Annotated in this window: 21 protein-coding genes and 1 tRNA gene; 13 read left to right on the forward strand and 9 right to left on the reverse strand. The window is 42.4% G+C overall.

The annotated features are described in order from the left end of the window. Positions 1-65: 65 nt before the first annotated feature. From B4Q04_RS12190 to B4Q04_RS12205, 4 genes are all read right to left on the reverse strand, one after another. The gene (locus B4Q04_RS12190; RefSeq protein WP_013994302.1) at positions 66-1,289 is read right to left on the reverse strand and encodes a DUF3999 family protein; all 1,224 of its coding nucleotides are present in this window, start codon (positions 1,287-1,289) and stop codon (positions 66-68) included. After that, positions 1,279-3,639 (reverse strand): DUF2339 domain-containing protein, encoded by a 2,361-nt coding sequence (locus tag B4Q04_RS12195; RefSeq protein WP_088696967.1) that lies wholly within the window; start codon positions 3,637-3,639, stop codon positions 1,279-1,281. Before B4Q04_RS12195 ends, B4Q04_RS12190 begins: the two co-directional genes overlap by 11 nt. Positions 3,640-3,824: 185 nt before the next feature. Beyond that, positions 3,825-4,976 (reverse strand): serine hydrolase, encoded by a 1,152-nt coding sequence (locus tag B4Q04_RS12200; protein ID WP_088696968.1) that lies wholly within the window; start codon positions 4,974-4,976, stop codon positions 3,825-3,827. A gap of 29 nt (positions 4,977-5,005) precedes the next feature. Further along, entirely contained in the window at positions 5,006-5,257 is a 252-nt protein-coding gene (locus B4Q04_RS12205) for a hypothetical protein (protein WP_088696969.1), read from the reverse strand. Positions 5,258-5,455: 198 nt separating this feature from the next. On the opposite strand from B4Q04_RS12205, the gene B4Q04_RS12210 reads away from it, so the two are divergent. The 6 genes from B4Q04_RS12210 (at position 5,456) to B4Q04_RS12235 (ending at position 12,385) form a co-directional block, all read left to right on the forward strand. Continuing rightward, the gene (locus B4Q04_RS12210) at positions 5,456-6,346 is read left to right on the forward strand and encodes a peptidyl-prolyl cis-trans isomerase (RefSeq protein ID WP_013994307.1); all 891 of its coding nucleotides are present in this window, start codon (positions 5,456-5,458) and stop codon (positions 6,344-6,346) included. Continuing rightward, entirely contained in the window at positions 6,297-7,781 is a 1,485-nt protein-coding gene (locus B4Q04_RS12215) for a peptidylprolyl isomerase (protein WP_236631013.1), read from the forward strand. The genes B4Q04_RS12210 and B4Q04_RS12215 overlap by 50 nt, the downstream gene beginning before the upstream one ends. Positions 7,782-7,785: 4 nt before the next feature. Beyond that, positions 7,786-8,739 (forward strand): AAA family ATPase, encoded by a 954-nt coding sequence (locus tag B4Q04_RS12220; RefSeq protein WP_013994309.1) that lies wholly within the window; start codon positions 7,786-7,788, stop codon positions 8,737-8,739. 185 nt (positions 8,740-8,924) lie between these two features. After that, on the forward strand, positions 8,925-11,192 hold the full coding sequence (locus B4Q04_RS12225) for an aconitate hydratase (protein WP_013994310.1): 2,268 nt from the start codon (positions 8,925-8,927) through the stop codon (positions 11,190-11,192). A gap of 77 nt (positions 11,193-11,269) precedes the next feature. Continuing rightward, complete coding sequence (locus B4Q04_RS12230) at positions 11,270-11,818, forward strand: TlpA family protein disulfide reductase (protein ID WP_046287502.1); 549 nt, start codon at positions 11,270-11,272, stop codon at positions 11,816-11,818. A gap of 66 nt (positions 11,819-11,884) precedes the next feature. Further along, positions 11,885-12,385 (forward strand): TlpA family protein disulfide reductase, encoded by a 501-nt coding sequence (locus B4Q04_RS12235; RefSeq protein WP_088696970.1) that lies wholly within the window; start codon positions 11,885-11,887, stop codon positions 12,383-12,385. Between the two features lie 3 nt (positions 12,386-12,388). Here the strand turns inward: B4Q04_RS12235 and B4Q04_RS12240 are convergent, their stop codons facing one another. From B4Q04_RS12240 to B4Q04_RS12260, 5 genes are all read right to left on the reverse strand, one after another. Then, positions 12,389-12,844: a sterol desaturase family protein gene (locus B4Q04_RS12240; protein ID WP_013994313.1), complete on the reverse strand. Its 456-nt coding sequence runs from the start codon at positions 12,842-12,844 to the stop codon at positions 12,389-12,391. A 1-nt stretch (position 12,845) separates the two neighbouring features. Continuing rightward, on the reverse strand, positions 12,846-13,685 hold the full coding sequence (locus B4Q04_RS12245; RefSeq protein WP_088696971.1) for a phytoene/squalene synthase family protein: 840 nt from the start codon (positions 13,683-13,685) through the stop codon (positions 12,846-12,848). A gap of 11 nt (positions 13,686-13,696) precedes the next feature. Continuing rightward, a complete protein-coding gene (locus tag B4Q04_RS12250) occupies positions 13,697-15,154 on the reverse strand; it encodes a phytoene desaturase family protein (RefSeq protein WP_088696972.1) in 1,458 nt (485 codons plus the stop codon). Positions 15,155-15,173: 19 nt separating this feature from the next. Continuing rightward, the gene (locus B4Q04_RS12255; protein ID WP_088696973.1) at positions 15,174-16,073 is read right to left on the reverse strand and encodes a MerR family transcriptional regulator; all 900 of its coding nucleotides are present in this window, start codon (positions 16,071-16,073) and stop codon (positions 15,174-15,176) included. A gap of 156 nt (positions 16,074-16,229) precedes the next feature. Continuing rightward, positions 16,230-16,313: transfer RNA gene (locus B4Q04_RS12260), tRNA-Leu, on the reverse strand. A 360-nt stretch (positions 16,314-16,673) separates the two neighbouring features. On the opposite strand from B4Q04_RS12260, the gene B4Q04_RS12265 reads away from it, so the two are divergent. The 7 genes from B4Q04_RS12265 to B4Q04_RS12295 all read left to right on the forward strand — a co-directional run bounded on the left by B4Q04_RS12265 (position 16,674) and on the right by B4Q04_RS12295 (position 22,921). Continuing rightward, entirely contained in the window at positions 16,674-17,075 is a 402-nt protein-coding gene (locus B4Q04_RS12265) for a response regulator (RefSeq protein WP_088696974.1), read from the forward strand. 76 nt (positions 17,076-17,151) lie between these two features. Continuing rightward, positions 17,152-17,694, forward strand: coding sequence for a heme NO-binding domain-containing protein (locus B4Q04_RS12270; RefSeq protein WP_046287938.1), 543 nt, complete (start codon positions 17,152-17,154; stop codon positions 17,692-17,694). Further along, positions 17,687-19,678: a PAS domain-containing sensor histidine kinase gene (locus tag B4Q04_RS12275; RefSeq protein WP_088696975.1), complete on the forward strand. Its 1,992-nt coding sequence runs from the start codon at positions 17,687-17,689 to the stop codon at positions 19,676-19,678. Before B4Q04_RS12270 ends, B4Q04_RS12275 begins: the two co-directional genes overlap by 8 nt. Before the next feature lies 1 nt (position 19,679). Continuing rightward, positions 19,680-20,813, forward strand: coding sequence for an FIST signal transduction protein (locus B4Q04_RS12280; protein ID WP_088696976.1), 1,134 nt, complete (start codon positions 19,680-19,682; stop codon positions 20,811-20,813). After that, positions 20,813-21,871, forward strand: coding sequence for a sensor histidine kinase (locus B4Q04_RS12285; RefSeq protein ID WP_088696977.1), 1,059 nt, complete (start codon positions 20,813-20,815; stop codon positions 21,869-21,871). Before B4Q04_RS12280 ends, B4Q04_RS12285 begins: the two co-directional genes overlap by 1 nt. 4 nt (positions 21,872-21,875) lie before the next feature. After that, positions 21,876-22,193 carry an Hpt domain-containing protein gene (locus B4Q04_RS12290; RefSeq protein ID WP_013994323.1) on the forward strand — a complete coding sequence of 106 codons (318 nt, stop codon included), beginning with the start codon at positions 21,876-21,878 and terminating at the stop codon, positions 22,191-22,193. A gap of 2 nt (positions 22,194-22,195) precedes the next feature. Continuing rightward, positions 22,196-22,921: a LytR/AlgR family response regulator transcription factor gene (locus tag B4Q04_RS12295; protein ID WP_013994324.1), complete on the forward strand. Its 726-nt coding sequence runs from the start codon at positions 22,196-22,198 to the stop codon at positions 22,919-22,921. Positions 22,922-23,280 lie beyond the last annotated feature (359 nt).

The following is a 23,280-nucleotide window of genomic DNA, read 5'->3' on the forward strand; positions in this document are numbered from 1 at the left end:
TCTTAATTTGGTATACTAGTCAATTTTCACCGTACGGTTTGCGCGTACATTTTTTAGATATGCCTTTAGCGCTTGGCCATCATACGAAGTGTAAACCATCCGAGAACTACGATAACGAAGCCCATAACCATCCATAACCAAAGTTTGTTTTCAAGTAGGGCCCGATTGGTCTTTTTTGCCTTTGGAGTGTGTTCTACCTTGCCTAGGGCAAGTAGGGGTGCATCATCGGGAATTTGCGAGGCAATGTTTATAATGTCGTATTTGGGTGCCCGGGCTTTTTTATTTCCGTAGGCCAGATAATATTTTGCCTTGTCGTCGAAACGGGCAATGAGTTCGTGCCGATAGCCTTTTATGTTGGCTCCTTCTACTTGTAAGGGCCTATTGTCGTTGTTTTCTATGATGACCCTCAATTTTTGGGCTTTGGTACTGTTGAATTTGAAGCCTGTAGTATCGATAGAGGTCAGTGTGCCCCTGTATAGCTCCTTGTAACGGTATTTTAATCCCTTTTCGGTCTGTATGCTATCTTGAACGTATTTTACGGTCACCGGCCTGTAATAATCGACCGTTTCCTTTAGGTTTAAGCGTAAAAAGCTCAAAGGCAGGCTTTGGTTCAGGTCGATATCGATTATCGTTTTTTTATCCTTCTGGTCAATATTCATGAAGGTAACCGGGTAACTGTCGTAAATGGCTTTGAGCGAACTGTCTAGATTCAGTTTGGTCCGGGTTAATTTTGGGGATTTGTGACTCTTTATAAGCAAGCGATAGTATTTGTATTGGCTTGAAGGAAAGGTCAAGGTCGTATGCTGGTAATCGGTCTGGCCTGTTTTTATGGAAAGGATACGGTAGTCTTCTAAGATCCGGAACCAATCGTTTTGGTTTTGGCTTCCTTCTAGGTCGACCATCCAATTAAAATTGTCGGTATCGAATTCGAGTTCCAGTTCGTTGATGCTTTCGGTTGTGGGGATTTCATAGGTATAATAAAATCCGTTTGCGTTCGAAACCGTATTCAATAGGTTGAAGTCTACCTTTTGTTTGGTGTGTTTTCCTGAACCAATATTCAATACGTATGGCGCTTCCAAGGTATCGTTTTCGGTAAGGCCATAAATCCTGATGTCAGATAGGTCGGGGTTGGAACGGTCAAGAACGGATAGGGGCAAGGAAATCTTATGCCATTGCTCCGTGATGTTCTTTAACTCTTGCCGATGTTCGTATTTTGGGAGTTGGCCGAAGGCAAAGGAACAGCCAAACCAGCATCCGATAAAAACAAGAAGCTTCATTTTAACTTTCATCAGAAATTTGATTTTTGTATTTGTTGTAAAGGAATGAGATAATAAGCAAGAGTACACCTAGCGATACAAAAACAATGGTTTTTGATATGGAATTTAATGAGGCGATGTCGTAAAAGAACAGCTTGGCCAAAGTAATGCCGAACAAGGAAATGGCGCAGATACGAAGGTGTTTTCGTTTTTTATAGATGCCAAGGCCGATCAAGAACAGCGCATAAGTACCCCAAAGTAGACTGAGTCCCAGTTTGTACGATTTTTCGGAGCCGGCAAGGTCCATCAGGTTCAAGAGTTCACTGCTCAAGATCCAGAGTATGGAAAGATGTACCATGATTTCAATGCCGATGTTCATCTTCAGGTCTATGAATTTACGTTTTGCAAGCTTGAGGGCGGCAATCAAATTCAAGGCGTAAAATGCGTATGATACATAGCGAATACCCAAATTGAATGCACCGATTTCATAATACTCCGATGAGGCCCGATTGATATAGCTTTCCCTTAGTTCACTTAGAATATATAGCCCTCCGGTAAGGTAGACCATCCATATTAACATGCAAAAGGCCAAGGTGGCAACGCCCAATACGCGGTTCTTGACTTTTTTGATGTTCAGAACGGCCAATAGGGCAAAGAATAGAAACGTAAAGTTGAAGAGCCACATGGCCCCAAAGTTCTTCAGGTCGTAGTTGTAATTGCCGTACCCATAATCGTTATTGGGGGTTAGGTTTACTTCGGAGGCCCTGTACAATTGGTCCCAGTAATATTCGATTTCTAAATAGCACGAAACATAGGCGACAAAAAGGAGGATAATAGGAACAATAAAAGACATGATACGCGATGCTTCCGGCTGGGGTTCGGGCAAAGGCTTCCTTCGGATTATCCAGTACATAAAACCAAATCCGGCCGAGAACAATACAGAGGTTAGAAAGTAAATGTTCAAGATGGGTTGGAGCGGTGTCTCCGTGCGCCGTTCAAATATGTACCCTATGTTCCAGTCGTGCGTTAGACTGAAAAGAGCCAATAACATTAGTGGGTATGAGAGGTATTCGTAAAAAATAACATTCTTTGTGCGACCAATATAAAATAACAGTGCGGCTTGAAGCGTCCATAATAATGTTACCCAGTTCCCGTCGAGTTGTACGGGTATGGCAAGGGTAATGAATACCAGCACCATGCCCGTTACCAGATTGAAAAGATTACGGTCGGCTAATTTTTTCTTGAATAAAATCACGCTTACCACAAAATGAACAACGGCATTGGCCAATGTAAATAGGCCCAAGAATTCAACACCTGTCTCATGTTGGTTTAAAAGGCCGTAACCTATGCCATAGAAAGCAAAGGAATTCAAGAGCAGGAGAACGACATCTATTTTTAAGAATACCTCATGCCGAATAAGTTTATAGGCTAGGAAACATGCATAGAAAATGATAAAAAATATACCTAGGAAACTAAAGGCCATGAGAAAATCGGAATCGATCTTAAAAGAGGAGGAGAGCCACGATATATAGATCAGGTAGGTGAAACCAAAGGCCGAATAGAATAGTCCTTTCCAATATTTTTTCACCGAAATTGTCAAAATACCTAAATTGATAATGACCATATAGGAGAACAGGGTGAATGTACTACCCGAATCATTGCTCAATAAAAAGGGTATGGCATAGGCGCCAACGAGTCCGATATGGGCAATGACCTGATTGTTGTAATTCAATGCCGCTACAACACCAAATGCCGTAAATACCAACATTAGGGCAAAGGCCATCAGTTGGGGGAATAATCCGTAAAAACTATAGGCGGCAAAAGTGATAAAATATAGCGAAGCCAAGGCGCCACTGACCAGAACGGCACTGTAACTTTCATATTTGGCCTTGAGCTTGATACCAAAGCCCAAAAGTCCGAGTCCGGCCAAGTATCCAAAAACAATACGGGTCAAGGGACTGATCAGACCGTTCTCAATAGAATATTTCACCCCGATCGCAATACCGATCACCGTTATGACGATGCCGATTTTACTGATGAGGTTTTCACCGATGAATTTTTCAAGATTCCACTTCCTTTTTTCTTTTTTAGGTTTTTTCGGAATTGGGGCTTTTATACTGGGAGGCTCTTTATCAAGAGGTTTTTTAGGGGTGTCGGGCGTTAGGGGTACGACCTTTTCCGTAGCTTCTATGGAAGCCGGGGTTTCTTTAATGACGGGGGCTTCCACGGGTTTTTCCGGAACTAGGTCTTCTGGGCGAAGCTTTTTGACCGCTTCGATTTCTTTGTAGAGCGACATTAGCTCTTTGGCAAAGCCTTCCTGTTTGCTAAGAAGTAGCTCGAGCTTTTGGTTTAATTGGTCGATCCGGTCTTGGTGGTTGGGCATAATCTGTAGTTTTAGGTATGCAGGGCCTATATGGGCCAAACACGTACTGAACTATCTTAGATAACGTTCAACTCGAGATTTTATTGATGTGTGAAAGAAAGCGTTGGTTGAAAATCGACGAAATGAGGTCTGGTAGTCGGCAGGGGGGAGAATGGTGTTTTTTCCCCTGTATATGTGTTTACGGTTTATTCTTGTTTACGGCGCATGAGCTCATAGGCATGGAGCTGTCTTCCCAATTCGGCCAAAAAGGGAAGGCCTATTTCCTTGTACTCGTACGTATCGTCGTTAAAGATGCCGTTTTTGTTCACGAGGATGGTGGCGGTGAGCATAAATTCAACCTTGTTCTTCGCATCTTTTATATAGGCACAATCGGTAAGGGTTCCATAGGCAAAGCCTACCTTGTTGTATATTTCGATGTGTTCGGGAATTTCTTCCGTGGTATCGCCGTACATAAAGAATTTGCCATACCCATCGTGATATTTTGTAGGGTCGTAGCCTGCTTGTCGGGGTACGGTGTGCATCGCTTTTAGTAAAAAGGAACGCTGCCCTTCGCTTAGGGCGAACCGCTGTAGGGAATCGAAACGTTCAGGGAAAATAATGCGTTTCAACAAATCGTGTTGGGCGCTTATGGGATAGTAGTTTTTTAGGCTAAAATCGAAAGCTTCCTGAATGAGGGAGTCTTCTTCGTCATAAAAACCTATTCCCTTTCGAATGCCTTGCAGGTCTAAAGGTTGGGGGTAGGCGCTGATAAGGGGCGAACGCATCGTAGTTGTTGAGTCGTTTTCGTAAACGATCAAGGGAGTGGTGGTTACATTGTCGTTTGGGTCATCAAGTCTTTGCCAAATCCGTACGGGGGAAATGCCCCTTTTGTGTAATCGATGGTTGATCGAATCTTGACCGAGAAAATCGATCAGCCGATTGGCCGCTTGGTTGTCGCTCACCGCGAATATTTGTGAAATGGCTTCGGAAAATGTGCTTTCAACGGAATCGCCCTCAACGTAGAACCTGGTGTTTAGGTCAAGGGTCTTGGTTTCGTTCAGTTTTTCTAGGGCGGTTACCACAATGGGAAACTTTACCGTGCTGGCAGGGTAGAAATAGTTGCTGGAATCGACCTGGAAATCAAAATCGGTAAAATCTACTTGCCTTCCCTTTCTGTGGATCTGTGTGTATCGTATCTGTACTTCATAGGCGGCGAGGCTATCCATTACCCTTTTGATCTTGGGGTGGTCGCTGCCCAAGGCAAACTCGAGGGGGGCATTTCTTTTTTCCGGCTCTTTTGGGGCACATGAAAAAAGGAACAAAAAGCATATGCCGATTAAAAAAGATGATTTGAACATAGTTTCCTTAAATCGTAAGCTAGAACGTACTATTGGTCGGTCGGTTCCGTATAAACCTCACCACGATGGGGTTTAAGGACGTCCCTTACCGGAATCATTTCAGATTCGTCCACTACCATATACGCAATACTGTGCATGGGGCCAAAATCTTGATGGCCGGTAATATTGAGGTTTGTTTTTTCTATGGCTATGTATTCTTTTAGGTGAATAACATGGTGCTCCGCTGTTTTTTCGGCGGTAGGCCCTCTAAAGTCCCAAATCAATTTTATTTTTCTGCCCATAATGAATGCTGTCGATCGTTCTAACAGAACTTATTTTAGGGCAAAAGTACCATCGTTTTGGCAATATAATGGATTATCTACGGGCATTTTTCACGAATGGTACAGTATGTGTAGGTTTTTGGTTACATTAAAAACCAAAATCTTGTTAAGACCTTTGTGGGCTATTGTCCACCATAACGGATTTGTTATTTTTGCCCAATGGAATTCAAAAAAATACCTTTGTGCTACTTGGTTCGTTACTCGGCAGTTACAGTAGTTCTTACGTTTCTTGTCGGTTGTGGTTCTTTTTTTAAAAAAGATGAACCGGAGTATATAGCGCGTGTGGGCGAAAATTATCTTTATCGCGACGAGGTAGATAAATTGTTGGCCAAAGGGATATCCAAAGAAGACAGCGCTTCCTTCGTAATGAACTATATCAATAATTGGGCTTCGAAGCAATTGCTGTTGGACAAGGCGAAGATAAACTTGCCGGAAGACAAGTTAGCGGAGTACGATGCCTTGGTAGACGATTACCGCACCGACCTTTATACCAGGGCCTACAAAGAAGCCTTGGCACATCAGAGCGGTGATACCGTGGTTTCCAGCTCGCAGTTGAAGGGCTTTTATGAAAAGGAAAAGGAAAACTTCAAGTTAAAAGAGAAAATCGTTAGGTTGAGGTTTGTGGAATTGCCTACGCAGTTTTTGAACAAAGACGACGTTATCAGCAAATTGAAACGTTTTAAAAAAGACGATATAAGCTATCTCGACTCCATAGGGGTACAATTCAAAAAACTGAATTTTAACGATTCTATATGGGTAAGTGCCACAAGGGTCATTGAAGAAATACCGCCCTTAACCTTCGATAATGCGAATAAACACCTAAAAAAATCACAATTTTTTGAGTTGGAGGATGCAAACGGGGTATATTTGGCAAAGGTTACCGATGTAAGGGATGTTAATGATGTCGCTCCGCTATCATACATAGAACCCACGATCAAGCAGGTACTACTGAGCAGGAGAAAACTCGATTATTTACGAAAACTGGAAACAGAAATTATAGATGAGGCTATTAGAAAAAAGGAATTTGAAGTTTATGGGCAAGGTGAATAAGTTTGCCATAATTTTGGGATGTCTGTTTTTGACGGGAATGTCTTTTGCCCAAGAAACAGAGGAAGCAACCGAAAGCGAAGACGAATCCATAGCCCCTGCATTAGAGGCTGAGGCAGTCGTTGAAAAAGATTCGGCCAAACCTTTCAAAAAAATAAAGCTAGATGGCATTGCCGCCGTAGTAGGCGATTATGTAATTCTGGAATCGGATATAGAAAAGACCCTGATTGACTTAAAAAGTCAAGGCGTCTCTACGGCCGATGTTACCCGATGTGGACTTTTAGGGAAATTGATGGAGGATCGTTTGTATGCGCATCAAGCCGTACAGGACAGTCTTTTGGTCTCCGATGACGAAATCGCCGCAACTACGGATCGTCAAATCCAATCTTTCGTACAACAGACCGGTTCTATGGAAAAGCTGTTGAAGTTCTATAAGAAAGAAGACGAGGCTAGCCTTCGTGAAGACATCAATAAAATCAACAAGCTACGTATGCTTTCGGAGAAGATGCAGTCGAGTATTGTTGAAAAAATAGAGATTACACCCGAAGAGGTGCGTCAGTTCTTTAATAAAATTCCTGAAGATGAACGCCCGGTGTTCGGAGCTGAAATGGAAATCGCCCAAATTGTGAAGGCACCCAAGCCCACAGAGAAAGAAATTCAGAACGTTATCGATAAGCTGAACGAAATCAAGGCCGATGTAGAGGACAATGATGCCAGTTTTAGTGTTAAGGCCATTTTGTATTCACAAGATCCAGGATCGAAATCAAAAGGAGGCTTCTACAGTATCACGAAAGATACCGGATTCGATAAGACCTTTAAAGATGTCGCCTTTAGCTTGAGGGAGGGCGAGGTTTCAGAGCCTTTTGAGACCCAATTCGGCTACCATATTATCTACATCGAAAAAATAAGGGGACAAGAATTGGATTTGCGCCATATCTTGATACAACCAAAAATCTCCCAACAAGCCTTAGACGAGGTAAAAACGGAATTGGATACCATTCGCAAGCATATAATGGAGGGCAAGTATACCTTTGCCCAAGCGGCCCTTAATTTTTCAGACGAAAAAGAAACCAAATTTGATGGTGGTCTTTTACGAAACCCTACCAATTTTGACTCGCGTTTTGAGTTGACCAAAATGGACCCGACCCTTTACAATCAGGTCCGTAACCTTAAAGATGATGAAATTTCATATCCGATTCTAGAGGAAGATCCTAGGGGAGGAGGTCCCAAGTATAAAATCTTGAAGGTAACCAACCGCTACGACGAGCACGTGGCCGACTTTGCCAAAGATTACATCAAGATCCAGCAATTGGCCAAAACGGAAAAGCAGTACAATGCCATAAAAAAATGGATGGACGAACATATAGATGATACCTATATTAGCGTTAACGATAGTAATAGGGACTGCGATTTTGCAAACAATTGGATAAAAGACTGATTGCATGTCAGACGTTAAGGCGATCGATCGACTGGTAGAAAAACATAAGGCGCTCAAACAAGAAATCGCCAAGGTCATAGTGGGCCAAGACGAGGTCATAGACCAGATTCTTTTGAGTATCTATACCGGAGGGCACTCACTGTTGATCGGTGTTCCCGGATTGGCAAAGACCTTGATGGTGAATACCATAGCCCAGACGCTCGGACTCGATTTTAAACGGATTCAATTTACGCCCGATTTAATGCCTAGTGATATTCTAGGTAGTGAGGTCTTAGACCAAAATCGAAACTTTAAATTTATCAAAGGCCCTATATTCGCGAATATTATATTGGCCGATGAAATCAACAGAACACCGCCCAAGACGCAAGCGGCCTTGTTGGAGGCCATGCAGGAAAGGGCTGTGACCATTGCGGGCCACCAGCACAAGCTTGAGCTTCCTTATTTTGTCCTGGCCACCCAAAACCCGATCGAACAAGAGGGTACTTATCCCTTGCCCGAAGCGCAGTTAGACCGGTTTATGTTCGCCATAGAGTTGAAGTACCCATCCATAGCCGAAGAGATCCAAGTCGTAAAAAGTACGACTTCCGATCGATCGGTAACCGTCAATGCCTTGTTCAATGCACAAGAGATACTCGAGGTGCAACAGTTGGTACGTCGTATTCCGGTGCCCGATAACGTTGTTGAGTATGCGGTAAAATTGGTAAACTCCACACGTCCCAACCTTGAAACGGCCAGTGATTACGTAAAACAATATATTGATTGGGGTGCAGGGCCAAGGGCTTCCCAAAACTTGGTGCTAGGGGCCAAGGCGCATGCGGCCATACACGGAAAATACTCTCCTGACGCCGAGGATGTTCAGGCAGTGGCTACGGGTATATTGCGGCATCGTATCATAAAAAATTACAAAGCCGAGGCCGAGGGTATTTCCGAAGAAACCCTGATCGGAAAATTACTGTAGCCGAAATTTAACATATCTGCTGTAAATTCTAAAGTTTTCTGCCTTTCTTCCCATTGGTAGTGTAAGTGAAGGGCAATCTACTGATCAATTTCTAAAAAAGGTGGGAATCCTACGGCAAAAGTTTTATTTACGCTTCTTATTTTATTAATTTTACGGGATTACAATAACCTAAAACAGATTAGATAATGGCATTTGATATTGATATGATCAAAGGGGTGTACGCCAATATGGCCGAACGTGTTGATAAAGCACGTGAAATTGTCGGCAAACCGCTTACCCTTTCGGAGAAGATTTTATATTCCCATTTATGGGACGGAAACCCTAGCAAAGCATTTACAAGGGGAAAAGATTATGTGGATTTTGCTCCAGATCGTATCGCCTGTCAAGATGCCACCGCACAGATGGCCCTTTTGCAGTTTATGCAGGCCGGGAAGCCCAAGGTGGCGGTGCCTACTACGGTACACTGTGACCACCTTATTCAGGCAAAGAGTGGGGCTGCTGCAGATTTGAAGTCCGCCAACAGCACTAGTGCCGAAGTTTTTGATTTCTTGGAGTCCGTTTCCAATAAATACGGAATCGGTTTCTGGAAACCGGGCGCAGGTATCATTCACCAAGTCGTACTTGAAAATTATGCCTTCCCTGGAGGAATGATGATCGGTACCGATTCACATACGGTAAACGCAGGTGGACTTGGTATGGTTGCTATCGGTGTCGGAGGGGCAGATGCAGTTGACGTAATGGCCGGTATGGCATGGGAATTGAAATTCCCGAAACTTATCGGGGTTAAACTAACCGGAAATATCTCAGGTTGGACTTCCGCAAAGGACGTAATACTTAAAGTTGCCGGCATTCTTACCGTAAAAGGGGGAACCGGCGCTATTATAGAATACTTCGGGGAAGGGGCTAAAAACCTTTCTTGTACAGGTAAAGGTACCATTTGTAACATGGGCGCTGAAGTAGGGGCGACCACTTCTACTTTTGGATATGACGATTCTATGGAACGTTACTTAAGGGCTACCGGTAGAAACGAAGTGGCCGATGAAGCCAACAAGGTTAGGGAATACCTGACTGCCGATGCTGAAGTATACGCAAACCCAGAGCAGTATTTTGATGAGATCATTGAAATCAACCTCGACGAGTTGCGTCCACACTTGAACGGACCGTTTACACCAGATTTGGCTACTCCGGTAGGTGAATTGGGAGCGAAGGCAAGAGAGAACGGCTGGCCAATAAACGTAGAATGGGGATTGATCGGATCCTGTACCAACTCTTCTTACGAAGATTTGACCCGTGCGGCATCGATTGCCAAACAGGCAGTGGACAAGAAAATAAAACCAAAATCCGATTTCGGTATCAACCCTGGTTCCGAGCAGATCAGATATACGGCAGAACGTGACGGATTGCTCCAGATTTTTGAAAACTTGGGAGCTACCGTATTTACCAATGCCTGTGGGCCATGTATCGGTCAGTGGGATAGAAGTGACCTGAAAGGGGAAGAGAAGAACACCATTGTTCACTCCTTTAACAGAAACTTCTCTAAAAGGGCAGATGGTAACCCGAATACCCATGCCTTTGTAGGTTCTCCTGAAATGGTAGCTGCAATCGCTATCTCAGGGAAGTTGGATTTTGATCCGATGAACGATACCCTTATCAATGAAGATGGGGAAGAGGTGAAACTAGATGAACCAATGGGTATAGAATTGCCGGTCAAAGGTTTTGAAGTGGAAGATGCCGGTTATTTGGCACCTGATGAAGATGGTACGGGCGTTGAGGTAAAAGTTTCTCCCGAATCGGAAAGATTACAGTTGTTGGAGCCTTTCCTTCCTATTCAACCAGAGGAATTACAAGGGGTTAAACTATTGATCAAGGCCTTCGGAAAATGTACAACGGACCATATCTCTATGGCAGGTCCATGGTTGCGTTTCCGTGGTCACCTAGACAATATAGCCAATAACACCTTGATCGGTGCGGTGAATGCCTTTAACAAAAAGACAAACTTTGTCAAGAATCAACTTACCGGCGAGTACGGAGGTGTTCCTGATGTACAACGTCAATATAAGGCCAAGGGAATCAAGACCATTGTTGTGGGAGACCATAACTACGGAGAAGGTTCTTCCCGTGAGCATGCGGCCATGCAACCACGTCATTTGGGTGTAGCTGCGGTATTGGTGAAATCTTTTGCCCGTATTCACGAAACAAACCTTAAAAAACAAGGTATGTTAGGCTTGACCTTTGCCAATGAAAGCGATTACGATCTAATTCAGGAAGATGATACCTTCAACTTCTTGGATATCGCTGAATTTGCTCCAGATAAGCAATTGACCATCGAATTGGTTCATGCTGACGGTAGCAAAGATGTGATCAAGGCAAATCATACCTATAATGATGCGCAGATCAATTGGTTCAAAGAAGGCTCTGCCCTAAATGTGATCAAAAAGGAAAATGCGGCATAACCGCAATTGAAATAGTATCTAGAAACTCCCGTTATTTAGCGGGAGTTTTTTAGTTTTAGTACTTTCTAAACTGTTCTATGAAACGAAAAACTTTCTTTACGCTCATTATAATAGCGTTTGTACTTTCATTTTTCGTAACCCCTGTAGGCTATTGGGGGAAGATTTGGTTGATGCGTTTGTTTGCGTCTCCCCCGGAAATTATTCATGTAGCGGATCGAAAGGAAATCAATACCTACGATTGGAAGCTTAAAGATGCGAATTGGGACTTCTTTAATTTTCAACGGTCGAAGGGCAAGGTGGTATTCGTTCATTTTTGGGCCTCTTGGAATACTCCAAGTGCAGCTGAACTGAAAGGGATACAGACATTGTACGATGCCTATTCCGATAAGGTCGATTTTTATATCGTGACCAATGAAGAGCGCGAACCCGTGGAGGAGTTTATGGAGAAGAATAAATACACTTTTCCCGTAACCTACCGTATCGTAGGGGCCGATGCACCCTTTGAGATACCTAAGGTGCAAGGCACGTATATCATTGATAAAAACGGCGCTATTGTAGTAGATTCCAAAGGAACGCATGACTGGGATAGCGATAGGGTAACCCAATTGTTGGAATCTCTTTTTTAGTACTGCGTGAAGCCTTATTTAAAATACAGTGTCATAGGTATACTGCTGATTGCAGTATGTTTAATTATGTTTACATCCCTTGGGCCTCGATTGAGGGCTTTTGCGGGAAGGCTTGTTTCCTATACTTCCATAAAACTTAAAACCGAAAAGACCCTTCCCGAAGAAACCTACGAGTGGGCGGTAACCGATTTAGAAGGGAATCTTCATGTTTTTAAGGAGGAGAAAGGAAAAGTGATTTTCTTAAACCTATGGGCTACCTGGTGCAAACCGTGCCTAGAGGAAATGCCCGATATTAAATCGCTTTTTGAAGACTATGGCGATAGGGTCAGTTTTATGTTGGTGAGCGAGGAAGGGTCGGACAAGGTCGAGAGTTTTGAATTAAAGAAAGGGTATGGTTTGCCTTTTTACCTAGCGGAAAGTCCAATACCAGAAATATTTGCATCAAAAACGATTCCCACTACCTATATTTTGAACCGGCAAGGTAAGATCATCATGGCCGAAAACGGTGTGGTCGATTGGAATGGAGCGGAAATCAGAAAACTCTTGGATCGGCTCATCGCGGAGTAGGGCTTAAGAATTTTTCTTAAAATATTTAAAGGGAACGACGAGCATACCGAAGCATTCCCCATCGCCTTTTCCTAAATGTTTGTGGTGCATTTTGTGGGCCCTTCTAACGCCCTTTGCATACCAATGGTTGGCATTTCTGAACATTTTAAACCGTTGGTGGATAAAGATGTCGTGCACTAAAAAGTAGGCTATGCCGTAAGCTAAAATGCCAAAACCCAAGGGCCAACCGTACCAAAAGGAGGTTTGGGCGCCCAAGTAAAAGAGTACCATGCTTACAATGGCGTAGAAAACAAAGAAAGTATCGTTTCTTTCAAACCACGAGTCATGGTCTTTTTTGTGGTGATCTTGGTGCAGGCTCCATAAAAAACCGTGCATGATATATTTATGGGTAAACCAAGCCATAAATTCCATAAAGGAAAAGGTTCCTAAAAATAGGGCTATCCAGATTACTGTTTTCATGCTATACCAAATTCAATTTGTAGTTTACGTAAGATTTGGCCAAAAGACCAAATTTTTCATAGTTGGGCACCCGTATACGCACTTTTCTGATTTCGAGCGAAGGGGTCCGTTGCAGTTTTTTCAATAGTTTATAATAGTACTTGTATGCGGTATACACGCCGAACTTGGCCTCGTTCGGCAATTGAAGTATGCCTTTGTAGGCCAGTTGGAAATCGGCTTTTATTTCATTTACGATCTTGGTTTTGGAGGCTTCGTCCAACATGGCCAGATCGGTATTGGGGAAGTAACTCCGGTTCAGGTCTTCGTAATCGCTTTTAAGGTCGCGTAGGAAGTTTACTTTTTGGAAGGCGGACCCCAATGCCATTGCGGTTTCCTTTAAGCTATTATACTTATCTATATCGCCTTTTACGAATACCTTCAAGCACATAAGACCCACTACATCTGCCGAACCGTAAATGTATTCCCTGTATTCTTCCTCGGTTCTGTACACGTTTTTGTATAGGTCCATTCGCATACTTTTCATAAAGGCGGCCACCAGTTCGTACGGTATCTCGTACTTGTGGTATGTATGTTGAAACGAATTAAGAATAGGGTTGAGGCTAATACGTTGCTCCAAGGCGTCTTTCATACTTGCTTCGAACTGGTTGAAGAGCTTTTCCTTGTTGTATTCGTCAAAGGAGTCGACAATTTCATCGGCAAAGCGAACAAAGCCATAGATATTGTAGATATCAGATCTTATCGATGATGATAACATTTTTGTGGCCAATGTAAACGATGTGCTGTACGATTCCGTAACCGTTTTGCTGCACTGATAAGAGACTTTGTCGAATAGGGCTTTCATAATCTTGGCTTTTAGGCGTTCTTATTGATCAATTGGGAGACGAGCTTACCCGAAATTAAAGCCGGGGGAACCCCAGGACCGGGGACGGTCAACTGGCCGGTAAAGTAAAGATTTTTGACCTTTTTGCTCTTTAGACCAGGTCTGAGAAAAGCTGTTTGACTCAGGGTATTGGCCATTCCGTAAGCGTTTCCTTTGTAAGAATTGTATTGTTCAACAAAGTCGTTTACACAAAAGGACTCTTTAAAGATAATATTATTTTTTACGTCTTGACCGGTACGTTCCTTAAATCTATCTATAACAATATCAAAGTATTGTGAGCGAAGTTGGGGCGTATCGGTCAGATCTGGAGCGATGGGAATTAGAAAAAAACCGGTTTCACAATTTTCCGGCGCCATGCTCGCATCGGTTACCGAAGGAAAGTTGGCATAGAACAAGGGGGCTTTTGGCCAACGTGGACGGTCGTAGATTTCTTCGGCATGCCGTTCAAAATCGGTATCGAAGAACAGATTATGGTGTTCTATGTTTTTAAGCTTTTTGTCAAAACCTACATAAAACAATAATGATGAGGGGGCAAAGGTCTTCTTGTCCCAGTACTTCTCCGAGTACTGCCTGTATTCCGGTTCGAGTAGCGATTCTGAGTGGTGGTAATCGGCGCCGCTGAGCACAATGTCGCCGGCGATATCTTTTCCGTTGATGTTTACACCAATGGTCGTATGGCCTTCTACATTTATCTTTAGGGCCGTTGCCCCGGTATTTATGGTAACGCCCAGCTCCCCTGCCAAATTTTTCATGGCCTTTACAATTTCGTACATGCCGCCTTTCGGGTGCCATGTGCCCAAGCCGAAATCGGCGTAGTTCATGAAATTATAGAACGATGGGGTCTGGTTGGGTTTTGCCCCTAAAAACAATACCGGAAACTCTAAGGTAGAGATCAGCTTCTTGTTTTTGAATTTTTTACGGACTTCCCCACTGATTGTCTTAAAAAATTGATCGACCCGCAATGCCGTTTCAGGGGTTATAAGCTCCAAGGGTGATCGTCCTGGGCGCAATACTACTTTGTTAATGGCGATATCGTAGTTCTTTTGGGCCTTGGCAATAAAATCTTTTAAATGCTTGGCGCTTCCGGACTCTATGCGTTCAAACTCGGTGCAGATCTTGTCCATGCAGTCACCGATGGTAATCTGATCGTCGGCAAAGAAAATCTTATAGGCCGGGCTCAATTTGTCCAGCTGGTAGTAGTCTGAAACCTTTTTTCCAAAGTCGCCAAAGAATTTATCGAAAATATCGGGCATCCAATACCAACTGGGACCCATGTCAAAGGTGAATCCGTTTTTTACTAGTTGACGCGCCCTTCCACCGACCATATCGTTTTTTTCATATACGGCTACGTCATGCCCTGCCTGTGCCAAATAGCAAGCCGCCGATAGGGATGAAAAACCTGAGCCGATTATGATGATTGTTTTCTTCATGGATGGATGGGCACTAATTTTATAACTGTTCTATTACCTTGTCGATAGAACTGAATAATTTGATGCACGAAGGCAATTTGTGTGGGTCTAAGTATTGGGTTTGGTAGCCTAATAACCAAAGTTTGGCCTGGGGGTAATCGCTGGCAAGGGAGGCAAATTCCGCTACGTATTCTTCAATTTTATCCTTGGTCGGCGATACGGTGAAGTATGATATGAAATGGGCATCTTCAAAGGTCTTCATCAGCTCCTGTAAGTTTTTTAAGGGAACGGTTTGGCCTAGATAAATCGATTTATAGCCTTTTGAAACTATTTCATAGTTTAAAAATAGAAGTCCTATTTCATGGATTTCGTTTTCGGGTAAATAAGGTACGATCACCGGCGTCTTGGTCACACTTTGTACCCCGGCCATTTCCTCGGTCTTGAGAATTATCTTTTGTTTGATGAGATTGGCCACAAAATGTTCGTGGGCGGGACTAATGGTGTCGGTTTGCCATAGAATACCCAATTCATTGAGCAAGGGAACAAAGGTTTCCCTAAAAATTTCGCTAAACGTATACTTTTCAAGCAAGCTGTTGTAGGTCTGGGTAAAAAGGGCCTGGTCGAAATTTATCATAGCCATTTTAAAGGTGTTGGCTATATAGTCTTCGGTGTGGCTCTTTGATGTGATATCGGTTACCAATTGAGGGATCTTTCCTTCCTCAAAATGCGCAATCTTTGATATTTTATAGCCATTGTTGTATAGCAGGGTGATGTTCAGCAGCTTTTGCAGGCTTTCTAAACTATACCTTCTTATATTGGTATCGGTACGTTCAGGCGATAACAGGTTATACCTCTTTTCCCAAATGCGGATGGTATGGGCCTTTATGCCCGAGAGGTTTTCTAAATCGCGAATGCTAAATGATTTTTTTATATTGTTCATTCTTTTTTGGTAAACATTAAACAAATCTAATGAATTTTATTGAGCCCATAGGGCGCAAAGGTGCTCATTTGCTAAAAAAAGTAACAGGATAAAGGAATAAGACAAGTTAAGTATAAAAAAAAACCATCAACAAGAAATGTCGATGGTTTTTTAAGGTGCGCACGAGAAGACTCGAACTTCCACGGCCTAATGGCCACCAGCCCCTCAAGCTGGCGCGTCTACCAATTCCGCCACGTGCGCAATTTAAATTTTCGAAAGGCCGATAAGTATCGCTTTGTTCGAAAATCAGAATGCAAATATCTGCAAAATATATAATCTATTCAAAGAAGTTTTGAAATTAGCGCATTATGGTGGGGTAATTTGCTGTTACATACCATGTTGCACCGTATTTTTGATGTTTTTTTTGGAGCCTGAACAGGGTGTTCGGCCACTGGTTCGGGCTTGGGAAGAAGGGCCATACGGTCAAAAACGGCGTGTTTTGGTAAAATACTCGTCATACTTTAATAACCATTCGTCTACAGTTAAGCGTCATTCGCCTACTCTCGGTCATTATTTGAAGTTTAAAAATGAAAATTTGTAGTTCACTTAAATTATTGAGCTATGGATATTTTACTGATTGAAGATGATGCCATTGAAGTAATGAAATTACAACGTACGGTCAAAAAGCTTGAACTTAAACATAATATCATCGAAACCAAAAACGGCGAAGATGCACTTGAGATATTACGATCTGGCGATGAATTGCCCGATATTATACTTTTAGATTTGAATATGCCCCGAATGAACGGGATAGAATTCCTGACTATTTTAAAGGCGGATCCCGTTCTTAAATACTTGCCGACGGTAATTCTTACGACCTCTGAAAATAGGGCCGATTTGTTGGAATGTTATAAGGTAGGTGTTGCCGGATACGTGATAAAACCCCTAAAATACGAGGAGTACCAATCGAAATTACATAAGGTGCTTGAATACTGGGACATCAACCAATTGGTCAAAGGGTAACAAATATTAGGATTTCACAACAAAAATTCTTTATCGTATACTACTTTTCCTACTTTTAATGAGTAAATTTAAAGGTATGAAAGGTATAGTCTTTACAGAGTTCTTGGAAATGGTCGAGTCTAAATTCGGCCTAGAGACTCTCGATAACATAATTGAAAATGGTCATTTGCCCTCAGAGGGTGTTTATACGTCTGTGGGGACTTATGATTTCAATGAGATGGTAACTCTTATTACCAACCTCAGCGAAGAGACGAAGATTCCCGTCGGTGATCTGATTTATGCCTTTGGACTTTACCTTTTTTCTGGGCTGGCCAATTCGCATCCTGAAGTAATCAAAAATTACAACACGCCCTTGGGGCTTCTTTATTGTATAGAAGACCATATACATGTGCATGTAAAAAAGCTCTACCCCGATGCCGAACTTCCTACCTTTAAAATCCTTGATAAAACCGACAATAAAATATCAATGGTATATTCTTCATCTAGGGGACTATACCGCTTGGCGCACGGTTTAATAGAAAAAGCTTTTGAACATTTTGGAAGTACGGCCACCATTACCTACGACCTGTTGAAGGAAGACGGAACCGAGGTCAAATTTGATATTGTTCAAAATGGATAGTAGTAAAGAAGTAGAACTTCTCAAAAGGGCCTTAGAACGGCAAAAGAAGGCCCGACAGCAGGCCGAAAAAATCCTTGAACAAAAATCAACCGACCTCTATGAAACCGCCCAACGGTTAAAGGAGGCCAATGGCAAGCTTGAAAATCTCCTAAGTGAAAAGGTATCTGAGTTAGACGGTGTCTTCGTGAATATCATAGATCCCTATGTGGTTATGGATCTCGAGGCCAACGTTATTAAGATGAACCCTTCCGCCAAAGAATTTTTAGGATACGACAATGCCAAGGAAGCAGTCAACCTGAACAGTCTTGTGCATAGGGATTATATACAATACACGGCCGAATCGTTTAAATATCTTTTAGAAGTAGGCACACTTAAAAACTATCGATCTAAAATTTACGTCAAGAACGGTGATGAAAAATGGATAGAGATTAACAGCAGCCTAATTTACAATACAAAGCAAGAACCTGTAGGGGCCCAAGGAATCATAAGGGATATTACCCAAGAAATGGAAATCAAGGAGCTACTAGGGCAACAAAGAAAGCAGCTTGATATCATTGTCGAGAACTCTCCTTTGGGCATAGCCTTGAGTGTTGAGGGAAAGATCATAAAATCGAACACTACTTTTACCGAGCTTTTGGGGTATACCGAAGGAGAGCTTAAAAACATGGAACTCCATACATTTTCTAAAGATGTCGAAGGGATGCATTCCAAGGAAATTGCCTCGCAAATGGAGGAAGGTAAAATCGACAAGGCCACCAGTATTAAACGATACATGAAAAAAGGTGGAGGCTGTATCTTAGGAAAGACCTCGGTCAGTGCGGTAAGGGATGCCAAAGGAAAGCTCAAGTACATTTTGGCCATGATCGAAGATATCACTAGGGAACGTGAAGCCGAAGAACGCTTGAACAGCGAACGAAAGAAGTATGCCAATATCATCGCCAATATGAACCTTGGCCTGGTCGAAGTAGACAATAATGACATCATACAATTGGTGAACCAAAGCTTCTGTACCATGAGCGGGTTTCACGAAAAAGAGCTTTTGGGTAAAAAGGGAAGTGACATACTGCGTGTGCAGAACAAAAGTGTCTTACAGGCGGAAAACGAAAAACGGATTGAGGGCGAATCCGATTCATATGAGCTAGAGGTCATTGATAAAAATGGCAAAAAGAAGCATTGGTTGGTCAGTGGGGCACCGCGCTATGATCACAACAATAAGATGATTGGTTCGGTAGGCGTACATTTAGATATAACCAAGCAAAAATTGTTAGAGCAACAGAAAGAACAACTGGTAAAGGAACTTGAGCAAAGCAATCTAGGTTTACAGGAATATGCGCATATTGTTTCCCATGATTTAAAATCGCCCTTACGGAGTATAAGTGCCTTGGCCACTTGGATCCAAGAGGATTATAGGGATGTTCTTGATGAGGCAGGACAACAAAACCTGACCCTAATGCAAGAGAAAGTAACATCAATGGATAAATTGATACACGGTATTCTCGAGTATTCTACGGCAAATAACTCTGCGCTCGACAACTCTAAGGTAGACCTGAACGAAGTTATCGAAAGCATAAAGGAAAGTATCTATATCCCCGAACATGTGGCCCTTGTTGTTCCTGAAGTACTACCTACCATTATTGCAGACCGTACCAAAATCCACCAATTGTTCCAAAATATACTCTCCAATGCCGTAGTGCATATTGAAAAGGAAAAAGGACTAGTGGAAGTGTTGTTCAATGAAAATAAAACCCACTGGCAGTTTTCCGTAAAAGATAACGGCGTGGGCATCCCTAAGGAATACCACAAGAAAATATTTGAGATTTTCCAATCTATAGGTGCCAATGAGCGATCAACGGGCATCGGGCTATCCATCGTGAAAAAAATTATCGATCGCTATGAAGGTGAAGTCTGGGTAGAAAGTGAAAAAGGTATGGGTACCGAATTTCACTTTACCATTAAAAAAGAATTAACCGACTTAAAAAGCTAACATGAAAATACAACAGGCCGTTAAACAGGCAAATCGCCCTTTTGAGTTTCAATTCGGGAAAGACCAGCAATTGAAAAAGCCTTTGGTATTGGTCTTCGGCAATCGCTTTGCCCTAGAAAACGAAGCTATGTTCGAGGAGGTGCGCACGCTTTTTCCGGAAGGACATCTTGTGTTTGGAAGTACGTCCGGTGAAATTGTAGGCGAATCGGTGTTGGAAGGTACGGTAACAGTGACGGCCATTGCGTTTGAAAAAAGTCATTTTTTGGTAAAATCGAAGAATGTAAAGGACATTACCGACGATTATACATTGGGAAAATCGCTGTTTGATGAATTTCCCAAGGAAGGATTAAAACATGTGTTCTTGGTTTCGGAAGGCAGTACGGTAAACGGTAGTGCCCTCATCAATGGTTTTCAAAGTGATGCCCTGAACAAAACCAGCCTCTCGGGAGGTTTATGTGGTGATGATGACCGCTTTGAAAGAACTTTGGCCTCTTACAACGAAAAACCGAAAGAGGGGGAAGTAGTAGCTATTGGTTTTTATGGGGAATCGCTTGAGATCTCTAGTGCCAATTATGGCGGATGGACTCCCTTTGGTCCAGAGCGTATTATTACCAAATCTAAAAACAACGTACTCTATGAGTTGGACGGTCAGCCAGCCCTAGACCTGTATAAAAGATATTTGGGTGAGAAGGCAAAAGAATTGCCGACCTCGGCGCTGCTCTTTCCTTTGAGTGTACGGGTCAACGAAAGTGATAACCCCATTGTACGTACCATATTGACCATAGACGAAGAAATGAATACCATGACATTGGCTGGCGATGTGCCCGAAGGATCAAGGGTCCAGTTGATGATGTCTACGGTCGACGATATAGCCGAAGCGGCTAATATAGCCGCTCAATATGCTATGAACGATAGAAAAACGGCTCCTGAACTGGCCATTCTTGTCAGCTGTGTCGGCAGGAAGTTGGTCATGGACCAAAGAACGGAAGAAGAAGTGGAAGAGGTGATTTCGGTCATTGGCGACAAAGCCGCTGTTACCGGATTCTACTCCTATGGTGAGATGGCTCCCTTTGCAGGGGAAGAGTCCTGTAAATTACATAATCAGACCATGACCTTAACCTTGTTCAGCGAATAATGCACTCACTCCTACAAAGACAACTAAGAAAAAAATTGCCCGAGCATCTTGCAAAAGACGCCCAGTTGCAAGATTTTCTGGCTGCCGTAGAAAGGTCATATGAAAATTATGACGAGAAGTTGAGTATGATACAAAGGGCGACCACCATCAGTTCGGAAGAATTGTTCGAAGCAAATAGGGAATTGACCAAAGAAGCGGCCAGACAACAAAAAATCTTGGAATCACTTGAAGATGCCATAGCGAGCCTTAATGTCCATTTTGGTGATGAAGAACAGACCTTAGGGTTGCGGAAAACGGAATTCGATGCCGAGAAACTGGCGAAACATATTAGCCATCTCGCGATAGAGATTGCCCAGATTACCGAAGAAAAAACCCTTTTGCTCAATGATGTAGAGGCCCAGAACGAATCGCTCAATAATTATGTTCAAATGGTTTCGCACGATCTTAAATCGCCCATACGTAACGTCAGTGCCCTATTGAGTTGGGTGCTTGATACCGATAAGGAAAACTTAAGCCAAGAAAGTATCGGTAATATAGAGCTTGCATCGAAGAATTTGATCAAAATGGATAATTTGATCAATGGTATTCTGACCCATGCCACCATCGGTAAAAATATGGAATCGAAGAGCAATGTAGATGTCAATGCGTTATTAAGGGAGGTTGAAAGTAATATATCTATACCAGAAAACGTTAGCCTTAGATATAAACGTAATTTTCCCACGATATATATAGAGAAAAACCTATTGGAGAAGGTGTTTACCTATCTGATAGAAAATGCAATTGCGGCCACGGAACATCGCGATCGAGGATTGGTGCAAATCGATTTTTTAGATAATGACGCATACTATGAATTTGCGATCGCCGATAACGGAATAGGAATTCCCGAGAAGCACCAGTCGTCTATATTCGAGATGTTTAAGAAGCTTGATAACAACGATAGTTCGGCAGGGGTCGGTCTGGCATTGGCACAAAAAATAGTAAGACTCTATGAAGGTGAGATTGCTGTGGAATCAAAAGAAGACAAAGGGACAACTTTTTCCTTTACCCTAAAAAAGTGATAGTATGGAACAGCCAAACCTAAAGTATATAAAAGAATTGTCGGGTGACGATGTCGAATTTGAAGAGAAATTTATATCCATCCTGAAAGATGAGTTTCCTGTGGAAATGGCCACCTATAGAGACCATATAGATAGCAATGAAACCCACAAGGCGGCCGATATCGTTCACAAGTTGAAACATAAGTTCAACATCCTTAGTATGGAGGAAGCCTATCGCTTTGCCGTCGTATTCGAAGAACAATTACGCACAGGAAAGACGGAAATGGATTCAGATTTTAATTGTACTTTAGTTAAAATAGAAGATTTTTTAAAAACGATTTAAGCATGAACTGCATTATCATAGACGATGAAGCAACGGCACGGGCAATAGTGGCGCGCCATTGCTCGTTGGTTTCTGACCTCAATGTCGTCGAAGAATTTGATAATGCCATAGATGCCATAAAATTCCTGAACCGTCAAGCCGTCGATGTTATTTTCTTGGATATACACATGCCCGGTTTCTCTGGGGTCGATTTTGTTCAAACTTTAAAGAATCCGCCTAAAATAGTCTTGATTACTTCAGATACCGAATTTGCTATCGAAGCCTATGAGTATGAGGCCATAGTCGATTATTTGGTAAAGCCCCTTACCCTTGAACGCTTCGTGAAATCTATGGGCAAGATTAAAAATGCCACCCGTAAAACGACAGATAGGCCAGATCAGGGTTCAGAGGAAAAAAAACATACGCATCTAGATAAGGCTGAAGACTTGTACGTCAATATCGATAAACGCTTGATAAAGCTTCACTTTAACGAGATATTGGTCATCCGGGCCAATGGTGACTATATCGATGTAACTACTGAAAACAAAGAATACCGCGTACATACTACCTTAAAAAAAATAAAGGAGAAACTCCCCGATCAGATCTTTCTTCAAATTCATAGATCTTATGTCATCAATATTTCGAAAATCATCGATATTGAAGACAATAGTGTGTTGATAAAGAAGATGGTAATTCCCATTAGTCGATCAAATCGTCCCGAACTTATGCGACGATTGAACCTGGTTTAAGTCCTTTCTACAATTTTGTACCGTTCATCTATAGGTTCTCGTCACTCATCGTAAGGGCTTTCTTATTTAGAAAGAACTGATGTAAATTTGTAGGGAACATTAAAGCCATCTACCTATGAAAGCAAATCTCTTATACATCTTAAGCAACAAAGGGGCCGCTATACGTCTGATAGGTGTGCTTGCGTCGGTTATCATCGGTATCGTTTTGGCCGTGATGAGTATCTGGAATTAGTAGGAATATAATGTGTAAGGCGTAATGGACTTATGTAAACCTTCCAAAAAAAGAACCATAGTCGGGGCGAAAGCCCTTTGAAGCCTTCCCATATGAATTTTGGGTTTATGGGAATGTGTTTTTTGTC

Source organism: Zobellia sp. OII3 (assembly GCF_002211465.1).
Classification (GTDB): Bacteria; Bacteroidota; Bacteroidia; order Flavobacteriales; family Flavobacteriaceae; genus Zobellia; species Zobellia galactanivorans.

Coding starts and splice junctions, on each gene's coding strand:
- B4Q04_RS12195 (WP_088696967.1), bottom strand. CDS start 3,639: ATGCCCAACCACCAAGACCGGATCGACCAATTAAACCAAAAGCTCGAG.
- B4Q04_RS12200 (WP_088696968.1), bottom strand. CDS start 4,976: ATGTTCAAATCATCTTTTTTAATCGGCATATGCTTTTTGTTCCTTTTT.
- B4Q04_RS12250 (WP_088696972.1), bottom strand. CDS start 15,154: ATGAAGAAAACAATCATCATAATCGGCTCAGGTTTTTCATCCCTATCG.
- B4Q04_RS12205 (WP_088696969.1), bottom strand. CDS start 5,257: ATGGGCAGAAAAATAAAATTGATTTGGGACTTTAGAGGGCCTACCGCC.
- B4Q04_RS12245 (WP_088696971.1), bottom strand. CDS start 13,685: ATGAAAGCCCTATTCGACAAAGTCTCTTATCAGTGCAGCAAAACGGTT.
- B4Q04_RS12275 (WP_088696975.1), top strand. CDS start 17,687: ATGGATAGTAGTAAAGAAGTAGAACTTCTCAAAAGGGCCTTAGAACGG.
- B4Q04_RS12210 (WP_013994307.1), top strand. CDS start 5,456: ATGGAATTCAAAAAAATACCTTTGTGCTACTTGGTTCGTTACTCGGCA.
- B4Q04_RS12230 (WP_046287502.1), top strand. CDS start 11,270: ATGAAACGAAAAACTTTCTTTACGCTCATTATAATAGCGTTTGTACTT.
- B4Q04_RS12215 (WP_236631013.1), top strand. CDS start 6,297: ATGAGGCTATTAGAAAAAAGGAATTTGAAGTTTATGGGCAAGGTGAAT.
- B4Q04_RS12270 (WP_046287938.1), top strand. CDS start 17,152: ATGAAAGGTATAGTCTTTACAGAGTTCTTGGAAATGGTCGAGTCTAAA.
- B4Q04_RS12240 (WP_013994313.1), bottom strand. CDS start 12,844: ATGAAAACAGTAATCTGGATAGCCCTATTTTTAGGAACCTTTTCCTTT.
- B4Q04_RS12255 (WP_088696973.1), bottom strand. CDS start 16,073: ATGAACAATATAAAAAAATCATTTAGCATTCGCGATTTAGAAAACCTC.
- B4Q04_RS12285 (WP_088696977.1), top strand. CDS start 20,813: ATGCACTCACTCCTACAAAGACAACTAAGAAAAAAATTGCCCGAGCAT.
- B4Q04_RS12225 (WP_013994310.1), top strand. CDS start 8,925: ATGGCATTTGATATTGATATGATCAAAGGGGTGTACGCCAATATGGCC.
- B4Q04_RS12190 (WP_013994302.1), bottom strand. CDS start 1,289: ATGAAAGTTAAAATGAAGCTTCTTGTTTTTATCGGATGCTGGTTTGGC.
- B4Q04_RS12295 (WP_013994324.1), top strand. CDS start 22,196: ATGAACTGCATTATCATAGACGATGAAGCAACGGCACGGGCAATAGTG.
- B4Q04_RS12265 (WP_088696974.1), top strand. CDS start 16,674: ATGGATATTTTACTGATTGAAGATGATGCCATTGAAGTAATGAAATTA.
- B4Q04_RS12220 (WP_013994309.1), top strand. CDS start 7,786: ATGTCAGACGTTAAGGCGATCGATCGACTGGTAGAAAAACATAAGGCG.
- B4Q04_RS12280 (WP_088696976.1), top strand. CDS start 19,680: ATGAAAATACAACAGGCCGTTAAACAGGCAAATCGCCCTTTTGAGTTT.
- B4Q04_RS12290 (WP_013994323.1), top strand. CDS start 21,876: ATGGAACAGCCAAACCTAAAGTATATAAAAGAATTGTCGGGTGACGAT.
- B4Q04_RS12235 (WP_088696970.1), top strand. CDS start 11,885: ATGTTTACATCCCTTGGGCCTCGATTGAGGGCTTTTGCGGGAAGGCTT.